The sequence below is a fragment of the Paucibacter sp. KBW04 genome, assembly GCF_003852425.1.
Lineage (GTDB): Bacteria > Pseudomonadota > Gammaproteobacteria > Burkholderiales > Burkholderiaceae_C > Paucibacter_A.
In genome coordinates this window covers 116,065-127,937 of the sequence record NZ_QAJN01000003.1, presented here as the reverse complement: position 1 = coordinate 127,937, position 11,873 = coordinate 116,065, and the positions used below count along the sequence as shown (strand labels likewise).

The 11,873-nt window shown below is 65.6% G+C and carries 7 protein-coding genes; 4 read left to right on the top strand and 3 right to left on the bottom strand.

The genetic code is table 11. The features are described from left to right. Window position 1 precedes the first annotated feature (1 nt). The gene (gene glgX, locus DBR47_RS05980; protein ID WP_231512150.1) at window positions 2-2,164 is read left to right on the top strand and encodes a glycogen debranching protein GlgX; all 2,163 of its coding nucleotides are present in this window, start codon (window positions 2-4) and stop codon (window positions 2,162-2,164) included. A gap of 4 nt (window positions 2,165-2,168) precedes the next feature. Further along, a complete protein-coding gene (gene malQ / locus DBR47_RS05975; protein ID WP_124447944.1) occupies window positions 2,169-3,689 on the top strand; it encodes a 4-alpha-glucanotransferase in 1,521 nt (506 codons plus the stop codon). A gap of 31 nt (window positions 3,690-3,720) precedes the next feature. On the opposite strand, the gene DBR47_RS05970 is transcribed toward malQ, so the two are convergent. Further along, window positions 3,721-5,613, bottom strand: coding sequence for a glycoside hydrolase family 13 protein (locus DBR47_RS05970; RefSeq protein WP_124447942.1), 1,893 nt, complete (start codon window positions 5,611-5,613; stop codon window positions 3,721-3,723). Beyond that, window positions 5,610-7,220, bottom strand: a complete 1,611-nt coding sequence (locus tag DBR47_RS05965; protein WP_124447940.1) for an alpha-amylase family glycosyl hydrolase — start codon at window positions 7,218-7,220, stop codon at window positions 5,610-5,612. Before DBR47_RS05965 ends, DBR47_RS05970 begins: the two co-directional genes overlap by 4 nt. 235 nt (window positions 7,221-7,455) lie before the next feature. Here DBR47_RS05965 and DBR47_RS05960 point away from each other — a divergent pair, with 235 nt between their 5' ends. After that, complete coding sequence (locus tag DBR47_RS05960) at window positions 7,456-10,206, top strand: alpha-1,6-glucosidase domain-containing protein (RefSeq protein WP_231512149.1); 2,751 nt, start codon at window positions 7,456-7,458, stop codon at window positions 10,204-10,206. A 120-nt stretch (window positions 10,207-10,326) separates the two neighbouring features. After that, entirely contained in the window at window positions 10,327-11,526 is a 1,200-nt protein-coding gene (locus tag DBR47_RS05955) for a tetratricopeptide repeat protein (protein ID WP_124447938.1), read from the top strand. 6 nt (window positions 11,527-11,532) lie between these two features. Here the strand turns inward: DBR47_RS05955 and DBR47_RS05950 are convergent, their stop codons facing one another. Continuing rightward, window positions 11,533-11,871, bottom strand: a complete 339-nt coding sequence (locus DBR47_RS05950; RefSeq protein ID WP_124447936.1) for a YkgJ family cysteine cluster protein — start codon at window positions 11,869-11,871, stop codon at window positions 11,533-11,535. Window positions 11,872-11,873 lie beyond the last annotated feature (2 nt).

Here is an 11,873-nt window from a genome sequence, read left to right as displayed (position 1 = left end):
CATGACGATGTCTCACCTGCCCGCCGAGCTTTGCCAAGGCCGCCCCGCACCCTTGGGCGCCACGCTGCGCGACGGCGGCATCAACTTCGCCGTCTTCTCCGACCATGCCGAGCGCATCGAGCTCTGCCTCTTCGACACCCACGGCCAGCGCGAGCTGCGCCGCTATGCCTTGAGCGGCCCGGAAGACGGCATCTTCCACGGCTTCCTGCCCGGCATGGGCGCGGGCCTGGTTTACGGCCTGCGGGCCAACGGGCCTTATCAGCCCGAGCGCGGCCTGCGCTTCAACCCGCACAAGCTCTTGCTCGACCCCTATGCCCGCGAGATCGTCGGCCGCTTCGCCTGGCGCGCCGAACACCATGGTTATGAGCTGGGTCATCCGGACGGGCCACGTTCCCTGGATGCGCGCGACAACGCCGCCCAGGCCCTCAAAGCCCGTGTGGCAGCGCCGCTGCCGGGCCGCAGCCCGCGTGCCAATGCGCCGCATACGGCAGCGGCCGACACGGTCTTGTACGAGGTCCATGTCAAGGGCTTTTCCATGCTGCATCCGGGTGTGCCGCCCGAGTTGCGGGGCACTTACGCGGGCCTGGCCCATCCGAGTTCGATTGCGCATTTCAAGGCGCTGGGCGTCAGCACCCTGTCCTTGCTGCCGGTGCAGTATGCGGTGGACGAGTCGCATCTGGCCGAGCGTCATCTGCACAATTACTGGGGCTATAACACCCTGGGCTTTTTTTGCCCCGACCCGCGCCTGGCCCAAGCGGCGCACAGGGATGATCCCAGCGCCGTGGCCCAAGAGTTCCGTGCCATGGTCGCGGCCCTCCATGAGGCGGGGCTGGAGGTGGTGCTGGACGTGGTCTACAACCACACGCCGGAGGGCAATGAGTTCGGCCCCACTTTGAGTTTCCGTGGCCTGGACAACAAGAGTTACTACCGCCTGGCTGCCGACGATGCCAGCCGTTACGAGAACCTCAGCGGCTGTGGCAACACGCTCAACTGCGCCCACCCGCGCGTCACCCAGTTCGTGCTGGACTCCCTGCGCTTTTGGGTGGCCGAGATGGGGGTGGACGGCTTCCGCTTCGATCTGGCACCGGTGCTGGGGCGTGGGGCGCACGGCTTTGACCCGCATGCCGCCTTCTTCACCGCCTTGCGCCAGGACCCGGTCTTGGCCGATGTGCATCTGATTGCCGAGCCCTGGGATGCGGGCTATGACGGCTATCAAGTCGGGCGCTTTCCCGGCCGCTTTTTGGAGTGGAACGACAAGTTCCGTGACAGCGTGCGTGGCTTTTGGCTGCGCGGCGCAGCCGGCGCCTCGGGCCGGCCGGCGGTGGGCCGGGGCGAGTTGGCTCGGCGCTTCATGGCCTCCAACGATTTGTTCCACCACGGCCGGCGCCAGCCCACGGCCTCGGTCAATTTCATCGCCGTGCATGACGGCTATGTGCTGGCTGATGTGACCAGCTACCAGCACAAGCACAACGAGGCGAATGGCGAAAACAATCGCGATGGCCGTGACGGCGAGCTGAGTGCCAATTTCGGCGCCGAGGGTGCCAGCGATGACGCCGCCATCACCGCTCTGCGCGCCCGCGTGCGCCGCGCCATGCTGGCCACCTTGCTGCTCTCGCAGGGCACGCCCATGCTCTGCGCGGGTGATGAGATCGGTAACAGCCAAGGCGGCAATAACAACGCCTATTGCCAGGACAACGCCATCACCTGGCTGAATTGGGATCAGGCCGAGAGCCAGACCCTGGCCCTGGTCAGCGCGGCCCTGGCCTTGCGGCGTGAGCAGCCCTTGCTGCGCCACGCCCGCTGGTTTGTGCCGGCCTCGGACCCGGGCTTGCATGGCGGTGACGCCAGCATCAGCTGGTTCAATCCCGGCGGGCACGAGATGCAGCACCAGGACTGGCACGACGCCGGCAGCCATGCCTTCGCCGCCCGGGTCTGCGCGGCAGCGAGCAGCCAGCCTCAGCTGACCCTGATCTTCAACCCCGAGGCTCAGGCCCTGCCCTTCACCCTGGGCCGGGGGCCTTGGTGCCTGGCCTTGGATAGCAGTGGCGAGCTGCAGTCAAGCGCGCTCCTGCCCCAGGGCACGCCTCTGATGGTGCCGGCCCACAGCTTGCTGGTGCTGGCGCGTGCCTCGGCCCCGCCCACAGATTTCCCTCAGAAAGTTTGATCGAATGAACCCACTTCATCAGCGTTCCTCCGGCGTGCTGCTGCACATCACCTCCTTGCCCGGCCCGCACGGCATGGGGGACTTCGGCCCCGCCGCCCATCATTTTGTGGACTGGCTGGCCTCGGCTGGGCAAACCCTCTGGCAGCTGCTGCCCACCACCCCGATTGGCCCCGGCGACTCGCCTTACCAGGGCGTCTCGGCCTTTGCCGGCAGCCAATGGATGGTGGCCCTGGAGCCTCTGATCGCCAAGGGCTGGCTGGCTGCGCCGGATCTACCGGGCGGAGGTTTTGACCCCTTGCATGTGCACTATGGCGATGTGCTGCCCTGGCGCGAGCAGCAGCTGCGCACCGCGGCGGCGGGCTTCGCCGCCCTGGCCACACCGACCGATAGGCTGGCCTTCACCCGCTGGTGCCAGGCCCAGAGCGATTGGCTGGACGACTACGCCTTGTTCATGGCGATTCGCTCACCCCTGCAGGGCCAGCCCTGGTGGGAATGGGATCCGGCCTTGGCGCGCCGCGAGCCGGCGGCGCTGGCCCGCGCCCGCGAAGACCATGGCGACGAATTCAATTTCTGGCGCTTTGTGCAGTGGCAGTTTGATGTGCAGGCCGCCGAGCTGAAGGCTTATGCGAATAGCAAAGGCGTGGCCATCATGGGCGATCTGCCCATCTTCGTGGCACATGACAGCGCGGACTGCTGGGCCAGGCCCGATCTTTACTATCTGGACGAGCATTTCCAGCCCACCGTGGTGGCCGGCGTGCCGCCCGATGATCTTGGCCCGCTGGGCCAGCGCTGGGGCAACCCGCTCTATCGCTGGGACCGCATGGCCGCCGAAGACTATGCCTGGTGGACGGCGCGGGTGCGGCGTGCGCTCTCGCAGGCCGATGTGTTCCGCATCGACCATTTCCGCGGCTTTGCCGGCTACTACGAAATCCCCGCCAGCAGCCCCGATGCCAAGACCGGTCGCTGGTTGCCCGGCCCCGGCAAGGCCTTGTTCGATGCGATTGAAAAAGCTCTGGGCCAACTGCCCATCGTGGCCGAGGACTTGGGCTTCATCACCGAGGATGTGCATGAGCTGCGCCTGGCTTGTGGCTTCCCGGGCATGAAGATCTTGCAGTTCGGCTTTGGGGCTGACGGCCAGCACGAGTTCCTGCCCCAGATGTGGTCGCGCGAATGCGTGGCCTATACCGGCACGCATGACAACGACACGGTGCGTGGCTGGTGGCTCAATGCCAGCCCGCGTGAGCGCGCTTTTGCCGGCGCCTATCTGCCCTGCAATGAGCACGATGTGCACTGGGCCATGATCCGCGCCTGCTGCAACTCGGTGGCGAATATGGCCGTCTTCCCCATGCAGGATGTGCTGGGCCTGGGCAGCGCGCACCGCATGAATGTGCCCGGCGTGCTGGGCGGCAACTGGGGCTGGCGCTTCACCTGGGAGATGGTGGACAGCGAAACCACTCGCGTGCTGGGCCTGATCTCGGCCGCCAGCGGGCGGGCGCCGCTGGCCTTGATGGGCTTGCCGGGCTAAAGCAGAAGCCGCGCCAGTGCGCGGGCTTTCTTTACTCTCGAACTTCCAGCAGCAAGGCGCTGCGTCCCGGGATCTCCAAGGGCTGGCCCAGCTCATGGCGCAGCCCGGTCAGCACATCGATGCCGTAGGAACGGCTCGTCAGCATTTCCGGGAAGCGCCGGGTTTCCAGGCGGCTGGCTTTGGCGTTCTTGTTGAAGACCACCATCAGCCGTGCTTGATTCAGGGGCTCGCCCTGGGCCGCGTGGCGGAAGAGGGTGTAGAGGCCGTCCTGCGGCGCGTAATGCGTCAGCGCGCCTTGGTGAACCAGCGCCGCGCTCTTGCGCCAGTTCATCAGGCGCCGCACAAAGGCTTGCGCCTCGGCTTGGCTGGCGCTCAGCCCGGTCCCGGTGAAGCCGTTGACGGGGTCACCCGCCCAGCCGCCAGGAAAGTCGGCCCGCACGCGGCCATCGTCACGCTGGGCTGGGCTGCTGAGGAGGAGTTCGTCGCCGTAGAAGAACTGCGGGATGCGCTGGGTGCTGGCCAGATAAACCAGGGCCATTTTGTACAGCGCCAGATCCTCCTTCAGCAGGGTGTAGATCCGCGGCGTGTCGTGGTTGCCCAGAAAAAGCACCAGATTGCTCGCATCGGGGTAGAGGAAATCATGGGCCAGCGCCTCGTAGAGCTTGTTCAGCCCGCCATCCCAGGCCTCCGTCTCGCCCAGGGCGGCGAGCAGGGCGCCGTGCAAGGGGAAGTCCATCATGCTGGGCATGCTGGAGACATAGCCGTCGTGATTGCGCTTGCCGCGCTGCCAGTAGGACACGATGGCCGGCGAGGCGCTCCATTCCTCACCCACCAGATTGAAGTTCGGGTACTCCTGCATCAATCGGGCCGACCAGCGGGCGAGAAAGTCGCGGTCGGAGTAGGAGTAGGTGTCGGCGCGTATGCCGGAGAGCCCCGCCCGCTCGACCCACCAGACGCTCATCTGAATCAGGTAGTTGGCCAGCTGGGGCTGGCGCTGGTTGAGGTCGGGCATGGTGGGCACAAACCAGCCTTCGCTGAAGCGCTTGCGGTCGCTGGCTGCGGCATGCGGGTCCATCAAGGTGGCGCGGGCGTGCTGGGTCTCGGTATAGCTGGGCCATTGATTGAGCCAGTCAGGGCTGGGCAGATCGCGCATCCACCAGTGCTCGCTGCCGATGTGGTTGAGCACGATGTCTTGGATCAGGCCCAGGCCCAAGGCCCGTGCTTCGCTGGCCAAGGCCAGATAGTCGGCCTCGCTGCCAAAGCGCGGGTCGATGCGGTAGAAGTCGGTCGCCGCATAGCCGTGGTAACTGGCCTTGGGGGCATTGTTTTCCACCAGAGGCGTGGGCCAGATTTGGGTGAAGCCCAGGCCGGCGATATAGCCCAGGTGCTGGCGCAGGCCGGCCAGATTGCCGCCATGGCGACCGTCCTTGTCGCGGCGGTTCTCGCCTTCCTTGATGCCCGGGGCCGAGCTCGCCGGGCCGCTTTTGGCGAAGCGGTCGGGCACCAGCAGATAGATGGCGTCTTTGGGTCCAAAGCCTTGGCGCTGGGCGGAGCCGGCTGAGCGGCTGCGCAGGGGGAAGGCGTAGTGCAGGGTGGGGGGCTTTTCAGCCGCGTCCGCCCTGGGCTCAAAGCGCAGGTCGATCAGGCCCGGCTGGGCATCCGGGGCGATTTGCAGATCGACAAAAAGGTAGTTGGGGCTGCTGAGCCGGTGCACCGCCTGCACTTGCACGCCGGCATGTTCCAGGCTGGGCTGGAGCCGGGCGACACCCGGGCCATGCACCATCAGCTGCACCGTGGGCTCGCTCATGCCTATCCACCAGGAGGGCGGCTCCACCCGCTCAATGCTTTGCGCCCAGCTGCCGCTGACCAAGCCGCTGGCGATGCTGATCGCGGCCAGCCATTTCTTTTGTTTGTTTGTTTTCATGGTTTGTGGGCGGGCTTGAGGCGAAAGACGTTGACGGACAGTGCTGCCAGCTCGTCTGAAGCAAGGGCCTTGTTTTGCGAAGCGCGCGGGAACAGGCGCTTCAGGCCTTGTGCTTGGGTGAGGCTGGCGCTGCCCTCGCCGTAGTTGATGGCGATCAGCAAGCGATCTTGGCCCTGGCGGCGCACAAAGCGCAGGACCTGACCCTCGACTCCGACAGACTCGTAGCGGCCACGCTGCAGGGCCGGGTGCTGCAGGCGCAGCTTCAGCAAGGCTTTGTAGAAGTTCAGCAAGGACGCCGGATCGCGCAGCTGGCTTTGCACGTTATGCGTGCTGCGATTGGGGGCCAAGGGGCGGAAGGGCGTGGCGCTGCCGACGCTGCTGAAGCCACCGGGCTCGCCATCGGGCACCCAGCTCATCGGTGCGCGCAGCGGCTCGTCTCCCTCCAGTCCCGCGACTCCGGCCATGCCGATTTCTTCACCGTAGTAAAGATAGGGAATGCCGGGCTGCAGCAGATAGGTGGCGGCGGCTAGTTGGTAGCGGGCGCTGGCTTGCTCGCCGGTGTCCTGCAACTGATCCCAGATGCGCTGGCCGGCGAAGATGTCGTGGTTGGCCAGCATGGTGGCCATGCTGGGGGGGGCGGTCTTGAAGTAATCCGCCACGGCTTGAATCGCCTGGGGCTCGCCCCGCGCGGCCTTGATCACCTCGTACTGCAGGCCAAAGGCAAAAGCGCTGCCGCAGACCTCGGGCGCGGCGTAGGCGATCGGGCTTGCCGTGGCCTCGCAGACCACCGTGCGCTCCGGGTAGGCCTTGATCAGGCGCTGGAAGTCGCGGGTCAGGCGGCGGCTTTCGGGCTGGTCATTCCAGTCCTGGGCGCTGTTTTCCACCAGATGAGGCACGGCGTCGAGGCGGAAGCCGTCCAGGCCTTTGTTGAGCCAGAAGCGCATGCTGCTGCGGTGGTAGTCGACGACGGACTGGTTGCGCAGATTGAAGTCCGGCATATGCGGGCCGAAGGTGGCGAAGTAGCTCTCGCCCAGGGCGGAGGGGTACCAGGGGTTCTTGCCCCAGATGTCCCAGCCGCTGGGCGCGGGCTGGGCCCAGACATACCAATCGCGCCAGGGGCTTTGCTTGTCGGCGGCGGCGAGTTGGAACAAGGGATGGGCGGCCGCGCTGTGGTTGATGACGTAGTCGATGATGACGCCGATGCCGCGCTTGTGGGCCTGGCGCAGGAATTCTTCAAAGTCCGCCATGCTGCCGTACTGGGGCTCGATGGCGCGATAGTCCGTCGTGGCATAGCCGTGGTCATGGTCGGCGCTGGGCATGATGGGCATCAGCCAGATGCCGCGTATGCCCAGCTCTTTCAAATAGTCCAGGCGCTGGGTGAGGCCGCGCAGATCACCGATGCCGTCGCCATCGCTGTCCTGATAGCCGCGCACAAAAATCTCCATGAAGGGGCCTTGCTGCCAGCCCGGCTTGAGTTGGCTGGCTTGTGGGCGGGCCGGCACCGGGCTGAGATCGGGCAGGGGCTGGGCGCAGACCAGCCCGGTCGCTAGCAGGGTGCTAAGTAGGGTGCTCAGAAGCGGGGCGCGAAGGGAGGTGAATGCGGGCATGGCAATCCTTGTGCGAGGGTCGGCCGTCTTTGCCTGACCCGTCGAGGTGTTGTAGCTAAATTACCGATACTGCGTAAGACTCCAGATACTCATTGATTGGTAATTGTGATCTGATGCTGCGTCTGATTTGAAGTGTATGTAGTTTTGCTACTTTATTCGCGCCTTGCGGGCTGCGCTCATGGTTTATCCCCGGGCCGCCGGGGCAGGGGCAAAAACAATGAGGGGAGATGGGCTGATGAGAATTTTGCGCATCAAGGTTTGGCCACGCATGGCCGTGCTGGCGTCAGTTTGGTTGTGGGCAGCAGGGGCCTCGGCCACTGACTTGGCCGCGCTTTGCGACGGCCCGCCCAGCCAGCTTTTGCAAGCCGCTGCTCAGGCGTCTACCGAAGCTCGGGCCTACTGGCTGGATCGCCAGCGCATCCAGTGGCCTGGCGAGGCCCGGCCCAACGAGCCTCAAACGCCACGCTACATGCTTTACGCCTCATCCCGAGGCCAGCTGAGTCTGACGCTGGGCGGGCGGGTCGACGGTGCGGAGCTGGCCTTGGCTTTGATGCCCGATACGCAGCCCTTGCCCGCCGCCCTGGGCGAGCGCTTCAAGTTCATCGCCCCCGGCGCGCGGCTGCGCCTGGCTGACGCGGATGTGGCCAAGCTGCCCGCCTTGCTCAAGGGCCAAGTGCTCTTGGTGCGAGAAAACGCGTCCGGTGCGGTGCAGGCCTTCAGCGCCTTGCAAACCCCGGGCGCCTTGGACGATGCCTATGCCGACGCGGCCGAGGCCATGAACGATTGGGGCGTGCGCCTGCCCGGTGGCCAAGCAAGTTCAGCGCGCTTTCGCCTCTGGGCCCCCACGGCCCAGTCGGTCCATGTTTGCCTTTATGCCCAGGGCGACAAGACGCCCGCCCTGGCCAGCCTGCCCATGCAGTGGCAGGCGGCCAGCGGCTCCTGGACGGCCACGGCAGCCGTGCCGGGCGCGGCCTATTACCGCTACGCCGTGCAGGTCTGGGTGCCGGGCCTGGGCCTGGTCTTGAACCGGGTCACCGACCCTTACTCCGTTAGCTTAGGCGCGAATTCGCAGCGCAGCCTGATTGCCGAGCTGGATGAGCCTCGGCTCAAGCCCCCGGGCTGGGCTGCTTCCCTGCAAGCCCGCCCGGCGCCGCTGCGCTCAGCGAGCGAGATGTCGGTGTACGAGTTGCATGTGCGCGACTTCTCGGTTGGCGATGCCTCGGTGCCCGCTGCCCTGCGCGGCAAATACCTGGCCTTCACCCAGCCCGAGTCGCGCGGCATGCGGCATCTGCGTGCCCTGGCCCAGGCGGGGCTGACGGATGTGCATCTGCTGCCGGTGTTCGATATCGCCACCATTCCCGAGCGGGGCTGCAAGACCCCACGCGTCCCCAAGGCCGCGCCGGACAGCCCGGCCCAGCAGGCGGCCGTGATGGCCTTGGCGGGTGAGGACTGTTTCAACTGGGGTTACGACCCCTGGCACTACAGCGCGCCCGAAGGTAGTTACGCCAGCGACGCGGCGCAGGGCGAGCGCCGGGTGCTGGAGTTCCGCCAAATGGTGCAGGCCCTGCACCAGGCCGGCCTGCGGGTGGGCATGGACGTGGTCTACAACCACACCTCCGCCGCCGGCCAGGATGCGCGCTCGGTGCTGGACCGCATCGTGCCCGGCTACTACCAGCGCCTGGATGCAAAGGGGGCGGTGGAGCATTCCACCTGCTGCGCCAATACCGCCACCGAACATCGCATGATGGCCAAGCTGATGAGCGACTCGGTGCTGCTGTGGGCGCGCGAGTACGGCATCGACTCCTTCCGCTTTGATCTGATGGCCCACCAGCCGCGTGCGGTGATGGAGGCCTTGCAGGCGCGCTTGCGCCAGAGCTTGGGTCGCGAGATTCAGCTGATGGGCGAGGGCTGGAACTTCGGCGAGGTGGCCAATGGCGCCCGCTTTGTGCAAGCCTCCCAGCTCTCGTTGAATGGTTCGGGCATCGCCACCTTCAGCGACCGGGGGCGCGATGCGGCGCGAGGGGGCAACGCGGGCGACTCGGGGCTGGATCTGATTCGCAAGCAAGGCTGGTTGAACGGATTGGAAGGCGGCAGCTTGCTGCCCACGGCCGATCTGATTCGTGTAGGCCTGGCCGGCTCCTTGCGCGACTATGTGATGGAAGATGCCCAAGGTCGCCAAGTCCGCCTGCAGGACATCGCCTACGGCGATCAACCGGCCGGCTATGTGTCTCAGCCCGGTGAGGTGGTGAATTATGTGGAGAACCACGACAACCAGACCCTGTTCGATATCAATGTCTTCAAGCTGCCGCCCAGCACCAGTGCCGAAGAGCGCGCCCGGGTGCAGGTGCTGGGCCTGGCGCTGACGGCCTTCAGCCAGGGCGTGGCCTACTTCCATGCCGGGGTGGATGTCTTGCGCTCCAAGTCTTTGGACCGGAATAGCTATGACTCGGGTGACTGGTTCAATCGCCTGGACTGGACTTACCGCGACAACGGCTTTGCTGCTGGCCTGCCACCGCGTGCCGACAACGAGGCGCAGTACTCTTTGATGGCGCCCCTGCTGCGCGAGGCCAAGATCGTCAAGCCGCGCCCGCAAGACATTGCCTGGACACGAGACGCCTTTCGCGACCTGCTGCGCATACGGGCCAGCTCCAGCCTGTTCCGCCTGGCCAGCGCCGAGGCGGTCGGTCAGCGTCTGCGCTTTCTCAACACCGGCCCGACGCAAAACCCCAGGGTGATGGTGGCCAGGCTGGACGGCCAGGGCGAGGCCGGCGCAGGCTTCAAACGCTTGCTTTACTTCATCAATGCGGCAGTTAGCCCGCAGACCCTGGTCTTGCCCGAGGAACGGGGGCGGGCCTATCTGCTCCACCCCGTGCATCTGGCCCCATCGGCGGCCGACCGGCGGCCTGCGGCCTCGGCGCGTTATGAGGCGAGCAGCGGGCGCTTCGAGCTGCCGGCGCGCAGCGCCCTCGTGTTTGTGGAGAACTGAAGCCAATCTTTAGCTGGGCCTGGCGGCGACCTTGTCACGGCGCTGTCAAAAACAGGGGTTTGGGCTAGGATCAAGAGGCTTGTGTTCAAGCGTTTTCAAGCGCCTTTTCAAGGAGTCGCCATGAAGCCCTCGCGTGCATTCCTTGCTCCTTTTTTGCTCGCCTTGGCCAGCGTCTGCGCCGGCCTCTTGACTGGCTGTGCCTCGGCGCCCCCGCCGCCGAAGGCGCCGGTGCAGCAAGCTTTTTTGCATGACAGCTTGTTCAAAGCACCCAAGCAAGCGGTGGACGTCAGCCGCGTCTTTGCCCTGAGCCCGCAGATGCTCAAGTATGTGGACCAAGACATTGTGGGCCAGCTGCGCAGCAAGGGGGCCCGCCAGGGTTTGTTGGACGCGCTCTACAACAAGCAGGAATTGCGCCTGGAGTACGAGTCCAGCATGACCCGCAATGCCAGCGAGGCCTTTGATGCCAGGCAGGGCAACTGCCTGTCCCTGGTCATCATGACGGCGGCCTTCGCCAAACATCTGGATCTGCCCTTGCGCTACCAAAGCGTCTATGTGGATGAGTTCTGGACCCGCAGCGAGGGCGTGTTTGTGCTCAGCGGTCATGTGAATCTGAGCCTGGGTCGGCGCATGATGGATCAGCGCAATGTGGTTGGCGATCCCGATCTGCTGACCGTCGATTTTGTGCCCGCCGAGGAGCGTCGCTTTCAGCGCAACCGGGTGATCGAGGAGAGCAGCATCCTGGCCATGTACCTCAATAACCGGGCGGCCGAAACCATGCTGGCCGGCGAACTGGACGAGGCCTATGCCTGGGTGCGCGAAGCCTTGGTGCAAGAACCCAAGCTGCTGGCTGCTTACAACACGCTGGCCGTGCTTTACCGCCGCGCTGGCCACGCGGCCGAGGCCGAGGCACCGCTGCGTTATGTCTTGGCCCAGGAGCCGGCAAATGCGCAGGCCATGTCCAATCTGGCCCTGATCCTCAGAGACCTGGGGCGATCCGCCGAGAGCGAAACCCTGCTGGCCAGGCTCAAGGAGCTGCAGCCCTATCCGCCTTACCGCTATTTCGATCTGGGCGTCTTGGCCATGCATGCGGCCGATTTCAAATCGGCCAAGGAGTACTTCGATAAAGAAATCGCCCGCTCCGCCTATGTGCCCGAGTTCCACTTCTGGGCCGCCTTGGCCAGTTACGGACTGGGTGATTTGAGCGCCGCACGCAAGCAAATGGGCATGGCGGTGGACAACAGCAATACCAACAAGGATCGCGCCACCTACTCGGCCAAGCTGGATTGGCTGAATGCACAGCAACGCACCCGCATGCGTTGAGCTTGTTCAGTTCAAGGGCGGCAGGCCGTGCCGCGCCCGCGCACGGCTGCAGGCATCGTCGCCCAAGCCCATGGGCGCACGCAGGCCGAACTCGCGGCAGGGCGCCGGCCGCCATTCGTAAATGCCGCAGGAGGCCTGCTCGCCCACCTTGCCCACCAGGGCGGCGCAGCGTGGCCGCGCGTGATCGGTGCCGCGCATACGGGCCAGGCTGTCGTTCAGCTCCACCGCCAGGCCGTCGGGCACGCAGCCTCCTTCGCTTTGCAATTCCTGACGAGCAAAGTCCACGGTATAGCTGGCGCAGCAGGCGCCGCAGCTGATGCAGGGGTTGGATTTCAGTTCGGGCATGG

Coding starts and splice junctions, on each gene's coding strand:
- DBR47_RS05970 (WP_124447942.1), bottom strand. CDS start 5,613: ATGAAAACAAACAAACAAAAGAAATGGCTGGCCGCGATCAGCATCGCC.
- DBR47_RS05960 (WP_231512149.1), top strand. CDS start 7,456: ATGAGAATTTTGCGCATCAAGGTTTGGCCACGCATGGCCGTGCTGGCG.
- DBR47_RS05955 (WP_124447938.1), top strand. CDS start 10,327: ATGAAGCCCTCGCGTGCATTCCTTGCTCCTTTTTTGCTCGCCTTGGCC.
- glgX (WP_231512150.1), top strand. CDS start 2: ATGACGATGTCTCACCTGCCCGCCGAGCTTTGCCAAGGCCGCCCCGCA.
- DBR47_RS05950 (WP_124447936.1), bottom strand. CDS start 11,871: ATGCCCGAACTGAAATCCAACCCCTGCATCAGCTGCGGCGCCTGCTGC.
- DBR47_RS05965 (WP_124447940.1), bottom strand. CDS start 7,220: ATGCCCGCATTCACCTCCCTTCGCGCCCCGCTTCTGAGCACCCTACTT.
- malQ (WP_124447944.1), top strand. CDS start 2,169: ATGAACCCACTTCATCAGCGTTCCTCCGGCGTGCTGCTGCACATCACC.